The following is a 15,082-nucleotide window of genomic DNA, read 5'->3' as shown; positions in this document are numbered from 1 at the left end:
GCTCCGTCGAGTGGAAGGGGTTTCGGCTCTCGGGAGGCAATCTCCCGGTAAAACCTGACAACCGCCGTCAGGGTTTCTGGAACCCTCGTGCCATGAAGGCCGACCGCCTGCTCTCGATCCTGCTGTTGCTCCAGACCCGCGGCCTGGTGTCCGCCACCGAACTGGCCGAGCGCCTGGAGGTGTCGGTCCGCACCATCTACCGCGACGTCGAGGCGCTCTCGTCGGCCGGCGTCCCGGTGTACACCGAGCGGGGCCGGCACGGCGGGATCGCCCTGCTGCCCGGGTACCGCACCGACGTCAGCGGCCTGACCGCCGACGAGGCCCGGGCGCTGTTCGTGCTCTCCGCCCAGGGCGCGCACAGCGATCTCGGGCTGGACGGCGCGCTCGGCTCCGCGCTGCGCAAGGTGATGGCCGCGCTGCCCGCCCCGCACCGCCCGGCCGCCGAGCGGATCAGCGAGCGGATCCTGGTGGACCCGGCCCGCTGGCTCCAGGCCGGCGCACCCGCCGGGCCCGACCTCGGCGAGCTGCAGTACGCCGTCTTCGCCGACCGCCGGCTGCGGCTGCGCTACCGGCACAGCGGCGCGCCGGCCCCGGCCGAGTACACCGTCGACCCCTACGGCCTGGTGAGCAAGGCCGCCGTCTGGTACCTGGTGGCCGATCTGCGCGGTGAGCCCCGGCTGTTCCGGGCCGACCGGGTGCTGGCGGCCGAGGCCACCGAGGAGCCGGTGCGCCGGCGCCCGGGGCTGGGGCTCGGCGAGGTGTGGGCGGTGCTGCGCGAGCAGGTGGAGCGGCTGCCGAAGGAGGTGCTGGTGAAGGTCCGGGTGCGGCGCGGGCGGCTGGACCTGTTCGTCCGGATCCACGGCAGCCGGCTCACCGCGCCGCCGCCGGAGTCGGGCGCGGGCGCCCCGGACGAGTGGGTCGAGCTGGCGATGGGCTTCCCGGCGCTGCCGGCCGTCCGCGCGCTGCTCTCCTTCGGGCCGGACGCCGAGGTGCTCGCGCCGCCGGCCGCCCGGCGGGAGCTGGCCCGGGCCGCCGTCGAGGCGGTCCGGCTCTACCAGGAGTGACCGGGGTGGGGCCGAGCGGCCGTCAGGCCTCGGGAGCGGGCCGGACCACGTCCTCGTAGTGGCCGAGCGAGATGGCCGCGAAGTTGTGCAGGCTGTCGGTGCCCTCGGTGAAGTAGCCGTTGTGGCCGGAGGAGCGGGCCGAGGAGATCTGCTCGGCGCCGAACTCGGCCGAGGTCGGGTCGGCGCCGTGGCCGAGCCCGCCGACCTCCAGGTACGGCACGTTGCCGATCCAGTCGCTGCCGTTGCGGGTGGCCCAGACGTGTACGCCGGCGCCCAGTTCGGAGGTGCTCTGCACGCCCATGCCCGGGCTGCCGAACACCATCAGGTCGGTGATCCCGGAGGTGTCGGACGGCGAGGCGGCCGCCCGGGGGATCTCGGGGGCGGCGGTGCCGCAGACCACCGAGCCGTAGGAGTGGCAGAGCAGCGACGGCGGCGCGTCGGGTCGGGTGGTCTCCTTGAGGCCGGCGAGCAGCCGCTCCAGCCGGGGCGCGCCGACGTCGGCGAGCCGGGAGGTGACGGCGTCCGGGCCGAGGCCGGAGGGCGTGACGTAGCCGGTCCAGGCGATCACCGCGGTCCGGGTGCCGGGCGACTGCCGCCGCTCCTCGGCGTACAGCGCGCGGGCCATCCCGGCGGGGGAGCGCAGCGGGTCGGCGGCCTGGTCGAAGTGGCCGAGGTCGGCGTCGGAGCCGGGCACGAGGACGGAGATCCGGTCGGCGTCGGTGAGGTCGCCCCAGACCTCGCTGACCAGGCCGCGGCCGCGCGGGTCGAAGGCGAGCACCTGGCGCTCGGGGGCGAGCAGGTGCTCGACGTCGTTGGCGCGGGAGACGGCGAGCGCGCGCAGGTCGGAGTCGAGGGTCCGGTCGGCGGCGCGGGCCCGGGCGCGGTCCCGCTCGGCGGTGAGGGCGATCCGGTTGGCGCGGTAGCGCAGCTCGACCGGGGCGCCGTCGAAGTTGCCGACGACCAGCGGGTAGTCCTGGATCAGCCGGTCCAGCTCGGTGGGCGCCAGCGAGGCGAAGAAGTCGGCGGCGGCGGCCGGCGTGGTGAGGGCCGGATCGGGCAGGGTGCGGTCGAAGGAGTGGTCCTCGACCCAGGCGGCGCTGCCGGCCGGGGGAGTGGAGATCGCCAACTGCTCGGTGGACGCGGCGGCCTGGGCCGCGGCGGCGCCGGCGTCGGCCAGCACGGCGCATCCGGCGAAGGCACCGATCAGTACACGCTTCCACCGCCGACGGCGCATCGCGTCAACTCCCTAAGGGCCCGTGACCGTTCTGCGGGCGGGGCCCGGAGGTGGTACGACTGCCAACTTCCCTGGGTAAGCGTAGGGGGCGTGGCGCGGTGTCGGGCCCGCTCAAACTGTGGGATGGATCACATGAACCGGCGGTGTCCTTTCGGCGTCACCGGTCCTGCGCCGCGTCGAACTCCCTGACCATGCGCTTGGGAGCGGTGCGGCGCCAGGCCTCGGTGAGCAGCTCGCGCAGCTCCTCCGGGTCGACCAGGTCGAGCCGGACACCGACCCAGCCGTGCCGCCCGACGTACGGGGGGTAGGAGAACACCTCGGGCGCGGCGGCGAGCAGCTCGCTCTGGTCCTCCGGGGAGGCCTTGACGCTGACGCCGGTGCCGTCCGGCGAGCCCATCGCGAAGATCTTCGTGCGGACCCGCAGGGTCTCGATCTCCCAGGTCGGCTGCTGCACGGCCTCCGGCAGGGCGAGCGCCATCGCGCGGAACTCATCGAACGTCACCATGGCGGCAGCGTAGGGCAGTGGACCGACACCGCGCCCCCGGCACGCGTCACGGGCGGGGGCGCGGTGACCGGCTCAGACCAGGGAGGCCCAGCCGTCGCACGAGCGGTCGTCGGCGATCTTGCGGTCCGGGTGGCCGCTGCCGTCGGCCACCGAGATCTTGCGGTAGTTCTCGCCGTGGAACACCCAGTACTCGCTGCGGCCGCCGACCCGCTGGACGTCGGGCACCGGCAGGAAGCAGTCCACCTCGGTGATGCCGTCCAGCGAACTCCACCGCGAGAGTTCACGGTCGGTGCGCTCGCAGACGTCGGTGTGCGCGGCGCCGTCCGCCACCGAGATCAGCCGGTACCGCTGGCGGCCGCCGGTGGTGTGGAACGCCCAGTACCAGCTCTTGCCGCCGACCCGCTGCTGGTCGGGCACCGGGAGGAAGCAGTCCATCCGCTCGACGCCGACGAGCGAGTTCCAGGCCGAGAGGCCGCGGTCCGGGCGCTCCAGGGCGTCGGTGTACGTCCCGCCGCCGCAGGTGATCGAGACGGACCGGTACTGCTGCCGGCCGCCGGTGGTGTGGAACACCCAGTACCAGCTCTTGCCGGCCGGGTTCTGCAGATCGGCCATCGGCAGGACGCAGTCGATCCGCTCGACCCCCCGCAGGCAGGGCCAGGTGGTCAGCGCGGCGTCGCGCTCGACCGGGTGGTCGGTGTGCGCGGCGCCGTCCTCGACCGCGATCCGGCGGCACTGCGGGCCGTGGAACGCCCAGAACTGGCTCCGGCCGCCCTTGCGCCACTGGTCCGGGACGGCGACGAAGTCGTCGCACGGGTAGCCCCTGTCCTGTCGCGAGGAGGTCTGGCCGCCCTGCCGGCCCTGCGACTGCCCGGTGAGTCGCCCCTCGGCGAGCGCCTTGAGGGTGCTGATGGACGGCGCGAAGGCGTACACCGAGCCCTGGGTCTGCACGAACTGCTGGAAGTGCAGCGGGGTGTGCTTGATCGCGCCGTCCGGGCCGCGGCTCTCGAAGTCGACGTCGTCGGCCTCGGTGATCACCGGGTCCTTGCCGGGCACGGGGTTGCGGCCGGGCGGGAAGTCCGGCTGGTCGATCCAGTCGGCCTGGATGAACTCGAACTGCCGGGCGATGTCGGCCTGGTAGCAGACGAAGAGCAGGCCGCGCGGGTCGTCGGGCCCGCCGGGGCCCTCGGAGGCCGGGTCGAACGGGAACCCGTAGGGCGCGCCGCGCCGCATGATCCGCCGGCCGTCGAGCTCCTTGGCGTCGAACGGCGGCCGGCTCGGGTCGGGGGCCTGCAGCCCGGCCCGCGGGCTGGACTTGCGCAGGTGCGAGAAGAGCGGGGTGACCAGGCCCTCCAGGTCGTCCCGGAAGTCGAAGTCGTTGTCCGAGGACGCCTTCGGGTCGTTCGGGACGTCGCGGTCCTGGTGCTTGCAGACCGGCGCCCCGGAGCGCCAGCGGCCGACCAGCCGGGCGGCCAGCCACTCGGCGGTGGCGGTGTCCGGGACGGCCTTGGCCTGCTTGAGCTCCTTCAGCTTGACCGAGACCTGCGACCACCAGCCGGGGACGTCCTGGGAGAGCCGGCGGACGACCTGGAAGGAGCCGTCGCGGGCCCACGCGGGGAAGTCGGTGAAGCTGCCGGGGGCGGGCTGCTCGCCGACGACGAACTCGCCGGCCGGAATGATCCGGGTGCCCGGGTGGCCCTCGACCTCCTCCTCGTTCGCCGGGTTCGGCGGGTCGAAGAAGCGGACGCCGGGCTCGCTGATGCCGTCCTTGAAGCCGAAGTGCTCCTTGCCGCGGCGGCTGCCGAGCAGGGTCTTGGCGTTCTGCTGGAAGATGGTGACGATCTTCGCCTCGGCGGCCGCCTCGCGCTGGGCGGTGACGGTGGCGGCGAGGTCCTGCTCGGTGTCCGAGGCGATCGTCAGCACGGCGTGCACCTGCTGGTTCCTGCCGTTGCCGAAGAGCCAGTTCTCCGGGGAGTTGTCGCCGGTGTCACCGAGCGCGCCGGCCCGCTTGGCCGAGCCCTCCTTGAACGCCTCCAGGCCGCTGCCGACCGGCGGGGCCTGTTCGAACGGGTCGGTGGCGGAGAGCTGGCGCATGCCCTCGTAGGTGAGGCTGAGGCCCAGCCAGGTGGCCTTGAGGGTCTTGGGGTCGTCGCCGCCCGAGCTCTTGCGGGCCTCGCTGAACGCCGCGTTGAACTCGGCGACCTGCCGGGTGGTGGCGATCTGCGGGGCGACCGCGCGCAGCCAGTCGCGGGCCCTGGCGGCGTCCTCGAACTTCAGGAACAGCAGGGTGACGTTGTCCTTCTTGAAGCCGGCGACGATGTCGCCCTGGATCTCCTCGCTCCGGCGCAGTCTCAGATCCGTTGCCATGGGGTTCCTCCGTGGGGTGGGTGGGGGAGGCCGGGATCAGGCCGGGGAGCCGAGCTGCACCCACTGCGCGACGCTGGGCACGCCCTTGTCGTTGAGCAGGAAGAGCATGTACCAGCCGGGGGGCGCGGCCTTGGCGTCCGGCGGCGCCTGGAACTCCAGCCGGTTGCCGGCCCGGCTGCTGAGCCGCAGTTCGATCTGGCGCTGGCTGGTGTTGACCGAGTGGGTGGCGGTGGTCGGCGCCAACAGGACGGCCTTGGCGGCCCGTTCCGGGGTCGAGGTGGTGACCAGGAACTTCTTGTCGTAGCCGACCGGGGAGGTGGGCCCCCGGTCGAGCGAGGGGCGGTCGGCCTGGTGCAGGTAGGCGGGCTCGTAGATCTCGATGGTGCCGTTCATGGTGACGGGTCCGGTCGTGCCGGGGATGCCGCTCACCGTGCCGTCGATGTCCGGGTTGTTGGCGATCTGCTGCAGCTCGTCGCCGGTCACCATGACCCGTCCGTCGGGCAGCACGACGGCGTTGGAGTGGTAGCCGCGCGGCAGCCGCTGGACCGGGCCGAGCTTCCAGTTGCCCTGGTCGTCGCGGAGTTCGACCTGGCGGTACTTGAGGTCGGCGTTCGGGTTGTAGGGGCCGTTGCCGTAGTCCCGGATGTCGTAGGCGCCGTTGACGGTCATCAGCTTGCCGTCGGGCAGCAGGACGGTGTCGTCCTGGGTGCGGCCGAAGGCGCGGGACTTCTCGGCGGTCCAACTGCCGTTGGAGAAGCGCAGGGTGCTCGGGTTGTCGCGGTCCCCGCCGAGGACGAGCGCGGAGTCCGGGCCGTTGACGCCGCCGGGCAGCATGACGGCCGAGCCGTAGTTGCGCTTGCGGCCGTCCGGGCGGGCGGTCAGGTCGCTGCGGGTCTCGTTGACCGGGTCGAACTTCCACTGCTCGGCGGCCTGGCGGCCGAAGCCGTAGATGTTGCCGTCGTTGAGCGAGAACAGGTGCGGGTAGTCCAGGGTGAACGGCGCGTCCGCCTTGAACCGGTCCACCGGGGTGTTCCTCGGCGTCTCGGTCTTCAGGTGCGGCACCGGGTGGCCCTTGGCGGGGAAGCGCTCGACGACCGGGGTCGGGGTGCCCCAGCCGAGCTCGGACTGGCCGGACATGATCAGCTGCCGGCCGTCGGCGCCGGTGACCACCGAGGGGTACCAGCGGCCGACCGACATGTCGGGGTTGCGGGTCCAGGTCTCGGTCCACGGGTCGAAGATCAGCGAGAGCTTGGCGCCGGTGCCGCCGTTGCCGCCCAGGTTGCCGCCGAAGACGCCCAGCATGCCGTTGGGCAGGTAGGAGTGCCCGGCGCAGAAGAACGGCGCCGGGCGCTCCTGGCCGAGGCCGTCCGGCATGTCGACGACCGGCGGCGTGACCTGCTTGAAGGCGGCGGTGCCGGTGCCCTTGGCCGGGTCCCAGAGGAAGGCCCGGCCGGCGTTCTCCCGGCCGATGGTCTGGGTGGGGGCCGGCTCCTTCTCCGGGTTGGTCTCGATCCGTTCGAAGGAGAACAGCAGCACCTTGCCGGTCGGCAGCAGGGCGATGTGGTCGCCGAAGTCGGGGGAGGGGAAGTACGCCTTGAACGCGCCGAAGGTCGCCGGGTCGAAGCCGGCGTTGGCGGCGGTCTGGGAGTCCGTCAGCGCCTTCAGCCGGTTGGTCCGGGTGGTCTGCGGGTAGTCGCCGACGCCGCGGACGGCCGCGCGCATCCGGGCGTGCTCCTCGGCGTGCTCCGGGCCGAGCGCGGCGACCTCGTCGTCGCGCATCTCGGCCAGCACCCGGGGCGCGGTGATGTGCGGGGCGGTGTCGGCCGGGACCGCGGCCTCGTCGTGGCCGCCGCCGTGGGCGAGGACCAGGGCGACGGCGGGGGTGGCGGCGGTCAGGACGGTGCCGGTGGTCAGCGCGCAGACGACGGCGGTGGCGACGGAGGCGAGCCGGCGGCCGGATCTCGGCCGTGGTCGGGACAGGGACATGGGACTCCTCGGAAGGGGGTGTGGGGGAGAAGCCGGCGGGTGCGGACGGCCCGGCCGTGGGCGGGCGGGGACGACCGATCGTCGCCGACCGTCACAGGACATCACAGTGCGTGTCGGTTCGCATGCGGATCCATCCCCCCGGCCGGGTGCGTGTCGCCGGCGGACGGGGCGTGGGCCCCCGTGTGCGGCTCACGCCCCGTCAGTTCCCCGGCTGCGCCGACCGGCTCACACCACGCCCAGCGCGTACGCGGCGAACAGCGCCGCGGCGGCGCCGGCCACCGTCTTCCAGGGGCGGGAGAACGCCGTCCAGGGGCCGTCGAAGCGGCGGGTGAACCACCCGATCGCGACCAGGACGGCGCCGAACAGCGGTAGCAGCGCCACCCGGGCGGCCGCCCAGGCCAGCGAGTCCGGGGCGCCGGTCAGGCCGGGCACGGTGCCGAGGACGGCCGCGCCCGGTACCGCGACGGCCAGCATCGCGCTCTGGTGCCAGCAGAAGATCGTCATCGCCGAGAGGTTGACCGCCACCACCGGCAGCCAGAGCAGCGGGCGGCGCAGCAGCCGGCCGAGCCGCTCGCGCAGCAGCACCGCGGCGCCGATCTGCACCGCCGCCAGCGCCAGGACCAGCAGGGACGGCGGGTGCGAGTTGGTCCGCCCGGCGCCGGGCACGCCGACCATGCTGGCGGGGTAGTGGAAGACCAGCAGCAGCGCGGTGAACAGCGCGGCGCCGCCGAGCAGCAGCAGGCGCGCGGCCGGACGGCCGAGCCGCCCGTGGGCCCAGAGCACGCCCAGCTGATAGCCGAAGAGCCAGCCCGGCAGGATGTTCAGCAGCCCGACCCAGGACGGCACCGCGTCCGCCCACGGGCCGTAGCGCAGCAGGTCGACCACCGCGACCACGGCCGCCAGGACGCCCGCCGACCAGCCGCGCAGCCGCCGGGCGGCGGTTACGCAGAGCGGGGTCAGCGCGGTCAGCCCCAGGTAGACGCCGATGTACCAGAGCGGCTGCACCACCAGCACCGAGCCGGTCCGGACGGTGTCGCCGGGGACGCCGAGCCGGCCCAGCACCGGGATCAGCAGCGCCCAGACGGCCGCCACCCCGAGGACCGGGCGCAGCAGCCGCACCGAGCGGGCCCGCAGCCAGCCGGCGTGGCCGACCCCGCGGGCGCGGGCCCGCTCCAGCGAGCGGACCGAGGAGTGGCCACCGACCAGGAAGAACACCCCGAGCATCTGGAGCACCCAGCTGGCCGGGGCGAGGAAGCCGAGCGAGCCGAGCGGGCTGGCGTTGTGCAGGGCGCCGTCGGCGGAGAGGGTGAAGCCGCCGAGCAGCCAGTGGCCGACGGGGACGGCGAGCAGGGCGAGGGCGCGCAGCCCGTCCAGGGCGCGGTCGCGGGTCTCGGGGGTGCGGGTGTCGACCTGGTGCGCGGCGCGGCGCAGGGCGGTCAGCGGGTGGGGCATGGCGTTGCTCCTCGGGAGGTGGTGGGGCTCAGCGGCCGAGCGCGAGGGCGGCGTAGGCGGCGAGCGAGGCGGTGCCCGGGGTGAAGTAGCCGGTGTGGCCGTGGGATCCGGTGGCGGGCAGCGGGCGGGCGCCGAACGCGGGACCGGTCGGATCGGCGCCGTGGCCGAGGCCGAGGAGCGAGACGTTGGGCACGTCGCCGATCCAGTCGGAGCCGTTGCGCCGGGTGGCCCAGAGCGGCACCCGGGGGTCGAGGTCGGCGGCCGAGCCGACGCCCATGCCGGGGGAGCCGAGCACCACCAGGGCGGCGGCCTGCTCCGGCCCGGGGCGGGCCAGGCCGCAGACCACCGAGCCGTAGCTGTGGCAGAACACCGTGGCGGGCGCGGCCGGCCGGGTGGTGACGGCGAGCCCGTCCAGCAGCCGGGTGAGCCGCCGGGCGCCGGCCCGGGCGAGGGTCTCGGTGGCGGCGTCCGGGCCGAGGCCGACCGGAGTGGTGTAGCCGGCCCAGGCGATCACGGCGGTCTGCCGGCCGGTGGCCTCGTACAGGGCGCGGGCCATCCCGGCCGGGGTGCCGTACGGGTCGGTGGGCCGGTCGAAGCTCCGCAGGTCGATGTCCGAGCCGGGCACGACGACGGCCGTCCGGAGTGCGGTGGCCAGGTCGCCGAGGACTTCGGCGACCTGGCCGCGTCCGCGCGGGTCGAAGGCGAGGATCCGCCGGTCGCCGTCCAGCAGGGTGCGGTAGCGCTCGGCGCGTTCGCGGGCGGTGGTGCGGTCCTGCGGGGTGAGCGCCGGGTCGGCGGCGCGGGCGAGTTCGCGGCCGCGCTCCTCGGCCAGGGCCAGGGCGTTGGCCCGGTAGCGGAGGCCGACGGGGGCGCCGTCGAGGTTGCCGACCACCAGCGGGTGGCGGACGGCCAGCGCGTCCTGACGGGCGGTCGGCAGTTCGGCGAGGAAGGCGGCCACCGCGGCGGGGGAGGCGGTGGCCGGGTCGGGCAGCCGGAGGCCGAGGGTGGTGTCGGCGACCCAGCCGGCGGTGCCGGGCGGTGGGCCGGTGACCGGGTGCTGGGTGTCGCAGGCCCAGCCCCCGGCGCCCAGTACGGCGGCCAGGGCGACCGCGGCGGCGGCGACCGTGCGGGCGAAGCGCCGGGGCCGGGGTCGGTGCTCGGTGCGAGGCTGCCGCATGTGCGTGTTCTCCCTTGTCCGTCGGGTGTCGACGGAGAGGAAGGTAGAAACGCGGCGGCCCCGCGGACGTCACTCCGCGGGGCCAACTCCCGGGTACTACCCGGGTAGCAGGAGGGGAACGGGACCGGCCGCGGCCGGGCCGCTCACTGACCCGGCGTCACCAGGCCGGACTCGTAGGCCAGGACCACCGCCTGGGCGCGGTCGCGCAGGTCGAGCTTGGCGAGGATCCGGCCGATGTGGGTCTTGACGGTCTGTTCGGCGAGCACCAGGCCGGCGGCGATCTCCTGGTTGGACAGGCCGCGGGCGATCAGCTCCAGCACCTCGGTCTCCCGGGGGGTCAGGCCGTTCAGCCGCAGCTTGGGGTCGCGGCGCCGGGCCGGCCTGGTCCGGGCGAAGTCCTCGATCAGCCGGCGGGTGACCGAGGGGGCGAGCAGCGCGTCGCCGGCCGCCACCACCCGCACCGCGGCGATCAGGTCGGCGGGGGGCGCGTCCTTGAGCAGGAAGCCGCTGGCCCCGGCCCGCAGCGCCTCGTACACGTAGTCGTCCACGTCGAAGGTGGTCAGCATCAGCACCTTCGGCCGGTGGGCCCCGGGGACGGCCGGGTCGAGCAGCCGGCGGGCCGCCTCCAGGCCGTCCATCACGGGCATCCGGACGTCCATCAGCACGACGTCGGGGTGGGTGCGGCCGCAGACCTCCAGGGCCTGCGCGCCGTCCGCCGCGTCGCCCACCACGTCGATGTCGCTCTGGACGCCGAGCAGGGCGGCGAAGCCCGCCCGCACCATCGCCTGGTCGTCGACGATGATCACGCGGATGGTCATGCGGAGGGCTCCCGGGGGGTGTCGATCGGCAGGACGGCGGCCACCTTGAAGCCGCCGTCGGGCAGCGGGCCGGTGTCCAGCTTCCCATCCAGCAGCCGCACCCGTTCCCGCATGCCGACCAGCCCGTGACCGGTGCCCTCGGCGGCGGCCTCCAGCGACTCGGCGCGCGCGGGCGGGGCCCCGTTCACCACGGTGACCAGCAGGGCCGGGCCGTCGACGGCCAGCGACACCCAGGCCTCGGCGCCGGGCGCGTGCCGGACGACGTTGGCCAGCGCCTCCTGGACGATCCGGTAGACGGAGAGGTCGACGGCCTGCGGCAGGGCGTCGACCAGCTCCGGGAGCACCGCCAGCTCGGCCGGCACCCCGGCCCGGCCGACCGTCTCGACCAGCTGGGCCAGTTGCGCGATCCCGGGCTGGGGCGCCTTCTCGGTGCCGGACTCCTCGCTGCGCAGCACCCCGAGCAGCCGCCGCATCTCGGACAGCGAGTCGCGGGCGGTGCCGGCGATGGCGCCGAACTCCTCGGCCGCCTCGGGCGGCACGCCGGCGATCCGGTACGGGGCGCTGGCGGCCTGGACGGCGATCACCGACATGTGGTGGGCGACCACGTCGTGCAGCTCGCGGGCGATCCGGGCGCGCTCCTCCAGCAGGGTGCGGCGCTCGCGCTCGGCCTCGCTGATGTGCTCCTGCTCGGCGAGCAGCCGCTGGGCCTCGGCCCGTTCCCGAAGGGCGCCGCCCAGGACCAGGACGGCCCCGGTCAGGGCCACCGCGAGCAGGCTGTTGTCGCTGCCGACGTCCGCGCCGATGCCGAGCAGCGACAGCGCGAGGCTCGTGGCGGTGGTGGCCAGCCAGACGGAGAGCAGGGTGCGGCGCCGTTCGCGCAGCGCGAGCGGCAGCATCAGCAGCAGGTAGCCGACCACGCCGGGGGCCGGCCACGGCCAGGAGGAGGAGGTGTCCCGGCCGGTGGTGAGGATCAGCAGGGAGGTCAGCAGGTCGGCGGCGCCGATCATCCACCAGGCGGGCAGCGGGCGGCTCACGGCGAGCAGCAGCGGCACGGTCTGGGCGATCGAGAGGGCCGCCGCGAGGCCGACGTTGAGGCCGTAGTCGGTGGCCAGGACGTTGGTCGCGCTGGGCAGCAGGGAGCTGATCGCGGCCAGCGCGAGGACGTACGGCAGCCAGCGGGCCCAGCGGGCGGCGGCGTGGGCCAGCAGCGGGGTGTGGTCGGTGGACGGGCGGGCGAGCGGGGCGAGCAGACCGGGGAGCAGGCCGCCCCGGGCCGGCCCGGTGGGCGGATCGATCATCCCGTCAGCCTAGGGCGGCCCGTGCCGACGGGCGTCGGACCGGGGACCGGCCTCCGCCGTAGTACTCCGGTATGACCCGGTGGCCGCCGGGGCCGCTCCCGGACGGGGTGCTAGTGCCGCCAGTCGCCGGCCAGGGCGGGGCCGAGCTGGTCGAAGTGACGGGTGATCAGCGCGATCATGCCCTCCAGGCCGGACGCCTCGTGGTCGGCGCTCCAGGACAGGTGGGCCGCGCGCAGCACGCTGCCGAAGACCGCGGCCATCACGGTGGGGCGCAGGTCCTCGGCCGGGTCGAGGCCCTCGCGGGCGGCCAGCACCTGGACCACCACCCGCTCCTGCTCGGTGACCCGGCGCAGGTGGGCGGCGAGCAGTGTGGGGGTGTCCTCGATCATCTGCATCAGTTCCAGCGCGCTGGTCACCGAGCCCGGGCCGGTCCGGTGCCGGGAGCCGAGGTCGTGCCAGGACTCGACGATCGCGGCCCGCAGTGCCTGCAGCGGGTTCTCCTCGGCGGGGCGGGCCCGCAGCCGGTCGATGAAGTAGTCCTCGGCGTCGGCCATGACGGCGAGGGCGACCTCGTCCTTGTTGGCGAAGTAGCGGAAGAAGGTGCGCTGCGAGACGTCGACGGCGGCGGCGATCTCGTCCACCGTCGTGCCGGCGAACCCCTGGCTGAGGAAGAGCCGGTGGGCGGCCTCGATCAGGGCGTCCCGGGTGCGCTGCTTCTTGCGCTCGCGCAGGCCGGGACCGGCGCCCTCGGCCGGCCGGAGGGCCGGGGCGGTGGCGAGGGGCGAGCGCTGAGCGGCCATGGCGGGGGCCTTCCGGACGGCGAGGCGGAGGGGGGTACTGGTGCACAACTGTAGCGGTCTGACAAATGTCAGTCCCCGTAACAAGGCAGAGTTTGCCAAATGTCAGTTGCTGACATAATCTCCGGAGCGTGGCGCCCCCAGGCCGGGTAACTCGTGGGGACGGGTGGGCCCGGGGCGCCACGACCACGTCTGTTCGCTGCCATGCCCCCGGAGGGCCCCAGATGAGCCAGTCCGTCGTCAAGAGCACCAAGGCGGACGACCCGCCGCAGCCCGACTCGTCCTCCGGGGGCGGCCTGAAGGGACATCCCTGGCTGACCCTGCTGACCGTCGCCGTCGGCGTGATGATGGTCGCGCTGGACGGCACGATCGTCGCGATCGCGAACCCCGTCATCCAGGCCGACCTCAAGGCCGCGCCGTCCGAGATCCAGTGGGTGACCAGCGGTTACCTGCTCGCCCTCGCGGTCTTCCTGATCACCGCCGGCAAGATCGGCGACCGCTTCGGCCACAAGCGGACCTTCCTGGTCGGCGCGGCCGGCTTCGCCGCCACCTCGGCCGCGATCGCCTTCGCGGGCAACATCGAGACGGTGATCGCCTGCCGCGTCCTGCAGGGCCTGTTCGGCGCGCTGCTCCAGCCGGCCGCGCTCGGCCTGCTGCGCGGGGCCTTCCCGGTCGAGAAGCTCAACATGGCGATCGGCATCTGGGGCGGGGTGATCGGCGCGTCCTCGGCGGCCGGTCCGATCGTCGGCGGTCTGCTGGTCGAGCACGTCAGCTGGCAGTCGGTGTTCTTCATCAACATCCCGGTCGGCCTGCTCACGCTGGCCCTCGGCATCTGGATCCTGCGGGACGTCCGGGCCGAGAAGGCGGCCAAATCCTTCGACGTCCCCGGCATCGTGCTGCTCTCGCTGGCGATGTTCGCGCTGGTCTTCGGCATCATCAAGGCGCCCGAGTGGGGCTGGGGCGACACCAGCACCCTGCTCTTCCTGGGCGGCGCGCTGGTCCTGATGACGGCCTTCGCGCTCTGGCAGCGGGTCGCCCGCGAGCCGCTGATCCCGCTCAGCCTGTTCCGCTCCGTCCCGCTGTCGGCCGCCACGCTGCTGATGGTGCTGATGGCCTTCTCGTTCTTCGGCGCGATCTTCTTCGTGACCTTCTACCTGCAGAACGTCCACGGGATGGCGCCGGTCGAGGCCGGCGTCCACCTGCTGCCGATGACCGGCATGATGATCATCGGCTCGCCGGTGGCGGGGCTGGCCATCGGCCGGCTCGGCCCGCGGGTCCCGATCGTGGCCGGCATGCTGATCACCACCGTGGCGATGTTCGGGATGTCCACCCTGGACGAGGGCTCCGGCGCCGGGGTGATGTCGCTCTGGTTCGTCCTGATGGGCCTGGGCATGAGCCCGGTCATGGTCGGCGCCACCGAGGTGATCGTCGGCAACGCGCCGATGGAGCTCTCCGGCGTGGCCGGAGGCCTCCAGCAGGCCGCGATGCAGGTCGGCGGCAGCCTCGGCACCGCGGCGCTGGGCGCCCTGATGGCCGCCAAGGTCGGCGACGTGCTGCCCGGGAAGTGGGCCGAGGCCGGCCTGCCGCCGGTCCAGGGCGCCGAGGCCGAGGGCCTCAAGCAGGCGGCCCAGCTCGGCTTCGCCCCGCCCGCCCCGGAGGGGACCCCGGCCGAGGTGGTCGACGCGATGGCCGGCGCCGTCCACCAGTCCTTCCTCAGCGGGATGTCGCTCGCCTTCGCGGTGGCGTCCGTGGTGGCCTTCGCCGCCGCCCTGCTCGGGCTGCTCGCCCGCCGGGGCAAGGGCGAGGCCGGCCCGGCCGTCCACATCTGACCGCCCGCGCACCGCGAAGCCGGTGGCCCCGGACTCCCGAGGGAGTCCGGGGCCACCGGCTTCGCGCGCCGGCCTTCCGGGTCAGCCCGCCGCGCGGCGAAGCTCCACCAGCGGCACCACGCGCCCGGCCCGCGCCCGGTAGGCGGCGAACGCCGGCTGGGCGGCGATCTGGGCCGCCCAGAGGGCCTCGTACCGCTCGCCGCCGGTCACCGGGACGGCCAGCGCCGGGTAGCGCTCGGCGCCGAGCTCGACGGTGACCTCGGGGCGGGCGGCCAGGTTGCGGTACCAGTCCGGATCGGCCGGGGCGCCGCCGTTCGAGGCGAAGACGACGGGTCGGCCGCCCTCCGTCAGATGGACCAGCGGGGTGGTGCGCGGCTCGCCGCTGCGTCGGCCCCAGGTGGTGAGCAGCAGCAGCGGGGTGCCCGCGAAGGAGCCGCCGACCGTGCCGGCCGAGGCCCGGAACTCGGTGATCACACCGCGGTTGTACGCGTTGCCGCCGGCGGCGGGCTCGGGGTGGACGGCGTTCATGGGAGACCTCCTGGGGTGGTCCGGTTCGTC

At 74.5% G+C, this 15,082-nt stretch carries 12 protein-coding genes; 2 read left to right on the top strand and 10 right to left on the bottom strand.

Annotated features, from left to right (window positions below; all coding sequences use genetic code 11):
* Positions 1-92: 92 nt before the first annotated feature.
* Positions 93-1,064: a helix-turn-helix transcriptional regulator gene (locus tag ACZ34W_RS02035; protein ID WP_329487491.1), complete on the top strand. Its 972-nt coding sequence runs from the start codon at positions 93-95 to the stop codon at positions 1,062-1,064.
* 22 nt (positions 1,065-1,086) lie between these two features.
* Here ACZ34W_RS02035 and ACZ34W_RS02030 read toward each other — a convergent pair whose 3' ends face one another.
* The 9 genes from ACZ34W_RS02030 to ACZ34W_RS01990 all read right to left on the bottom strand — a co-directional run bounded on the left by ACZ34W_RS02030 (position 1,087) and on the right by ACZ34W_RS01990 (position 12,698).
* On the bottom strand, positions 1,087-2,298 hold the full coding sequence (locus tag ACZ34W_RS02030) for an alpha/beta hydrolase (RefSeq protein ID WP_329487490.1): 1,212 nt from the start codon (positions 2,296-2,298) through the stop codon (positions 1,087-1,089).
* Positions 2,299-2,455: 157 nt separating this feature from the next.
* Complete coding sequence (locus ACZ34W_RS02025; protein WP_329487489.1) at positions 2,456-2,803, bottom strand: MmcQ/YjbR family DNA-binding protein; 348 nt, start codon at positions 2,801-2,803, stop codon at positions 2,456-2,458.
* 72 nt (positions 2,804-2,875) lie between these two features.
* On the bottom strand, positions 2,876-5,167 hold the full coding sequence (locus tag ACZ34W_RS02020; protein ID WP_465600846.1) for a Dyp-type peroxidase: 2,292 nt from the start codon (positions 5,165-5,167) through the stop codon (positions 2,876-2,878).
* A 36-nt stretch (positions 5,168-5,203) separates the two neighbouring features.
* Positions 5,204-7,153 (bottom strand): galactose oxidase-like domain-containing protein, encoded by a 1,950-nt coding sequence (locus ACZ34W_RS02015; RefSeq protein ID WP_465600842.1) that lies wholly within the window; start codon positions 7,151-7,153, stop codon positions 5,204-5,206.
* A 225-nt stretch (positions 7,154-7,378) separates the two neighbouring features.
* Positions 7,379-8,605, bottom strand: a complete 1,227-nt coding sequence (locus tag ACZ34W_RS02010) for an acyltransferase family protein (protein WP_465600839.1) — start codon at positions 8,603-8,605, stop codon at positions 7,379-7,381.
* A 28-nt stretch (positions 8,606-8,633) separates the two neighbouring features.
* Positions 8,634-9,782: an alpha/beta hydrolase gene (locus ACZ34W_RS02005; protein WP_465600836.1), complete on the bottom strand. Its 1,149-nt coding sequence runs from the start codon at positions 9,780-9,782 to the stop codon at positions 8,634-8,636.
* 143 nt (positions 9,783-9,925) lie between these two features.
* Positions 9,926-10,600 carry a response regulator transcription factor gene (locus tag ACZ34W_RS02000; RefSeq protein ID WP_352289714.1) on the bottom strand — a complete coding sequence of 225 codons (675 nt, stop codon included), beginning with the start codon at positions 10,598-10,600 and terminating at the stop codon, positions 9,926-9,928.
* The gene (locus ACZ34W_RS01995) at positions 10,597-11,898 is read right to left on the bottom strand and encodes a sensor histidine kinase (RefSeq protein WP_465600832.1); all 1,302 of its coding nucleotides are present in this window, start codon (positions 11,896-11,898) and stop codon (positions 10,597-10,599) included. Before ACZ34W_RS01995 ends, ACZ34W_RS02000 begins: the two co-directional genes overlap by 4 nt.
* A gap of 110 nt (positions 11,899-12,008) precedes the next feature.
* Positions 12,009-12,698: a TetR family transcriptional regulator gene (locus ACZ34W_RS01990; RefSeq protein WP_329487480.1), complete on the bottom strand. Its 690-nt coding sequence runs from the start codon at positions 12,696-12,698 to the stop codon at positions 12,009-12,011.
* Between the two features lie 221 nt (positions 12,699-12,919).
* On the opposite strand from ACZ34W_RS01990, the gene ACZ34W_RS01985 reads away from it, so the two are divergent.
* Positions 12,920-14,524 carry an MFS transporter gene (locus tag ACZ34W_RS01985; protein ID WP_329487479.1) on the top strand — a complete coding sequence of 535 codons (1,605 nt, stop codon included), beginning with the start codon at positions 12,920-12,922 and terminating at the stop codon, positions 14,522-14,524.
* 81 nt (positions 14,525-14,605) lie between these two features.
* On the opposite strand, the gene ACZ34W_RS01980 is transcribed toward ACZ34W_RS01985, so the two are convergent.
* Complete coding sequence (locus tag ACZ34W_RS01980; protein ID WP_329487478.1) at positions 14,606-15,052, bottom strand: nitroreductase/quinone reductase family protein; 447 nt, start codon at positions 15,050-15,052, stop codon at positions 14,606-14,608.
* Between the last annotated feature and the right edge of the window lie 30 nt (positions 15,053-15,082).

The organism is Kitasatospora sp. NPDC022856 (assembly GCF_055561235.1).
Note: the sequence above shows the minus strand (reverse complement) of the source record. Positions and strands in the feature narration are given on the sequence as shown.

Coding starts and splice junctions, on each gene's coding strand:
- ACZ34W_RS02035 (WP_329487491.1), top strand. CDS start 93: ATGAAGGCCGACCGCCTGCTCTCGATCCTGCTGTTGCTCCAGACCCGC.
- ACZ34W_RS02030 (WP_329487490.1), bottom strand. CDS start 2,298: ATGCGCCGTCGGCGGTGGAAGCGTGTACTGATCGGTGCCTTCGCCGGA.
- ACZ34W_RS02000 (WP_352289714.1), bottom strand. CDS start 10,600: ATGACCATCCGCGTGATCATCGTCGACGACCAGGCGATGGTGCGGGCG.
- ACZ34W_RS01990 (WP_329487480.1), bottom strand. CDS start 12,698: ATGGCCGCTCAGCGCTCGCCCCTCGCCACCGCCCCGGCCCTCCGGCCG.
- ACZ34W_RS02020 (WP_465600846.1), bottom strand. CDS start 5,167: ATGGCAACGGATCTGAGACTGCGCCGGAGCGAGGAGATCCAGGGCGAC.
- ACZ34W_RS01980 (WP_329487478.1), bottom strand. CDS start 15,052: ATGAACGCCGTCCACCCCGAGCCCGCCGCCGGCGGCAACGCGTACAAC.
- ACZ34W_RS02005 (WP_465600836.1), bottom strand. CDS start 9,782: ATGCGGCAGCCTCGCACCGAGCACCGACCCCGGCCCCGGCGCTTCGCC.
- ACZ34W_RS01985 (WP_329487479.1), top strand. CDS start 12,920: ATGAGCCAGTCCGTCGTCAAGAGCACCAAGGCGGACGACCCGCCGCAG.
- ACZ34W_RS02025 (WP_329487489.1), bottom strand. CDS start 2,803: ATGGTGACGTTCGATGAGTTCCGCGCGATGGCGCTCGCCCTGCCGGAG.
- ACZ34W_RS02015 (WP_465600842.1), bottom strand. CDS start 7,153: ATGTCCCTGTCCCGACCACGGCCGAGATCCGGCCGCCGGCTCGCCTCC.
- ACZ34W_RS01995 (WP_465600832.1), bottom strand. CDS start 11,898: ATGATCGATCCGCCCACCGGGCCGGCCCGGGGCGGCCTGCTCCCCGGT.
- ACZ34W_RS02010 (WP_465600839.1), bottom strand. CDS start 8,605: ATGCCCCACCCGCTGACCGCCCTGCGCCGCGCCGCGCACCAGGTCGAC.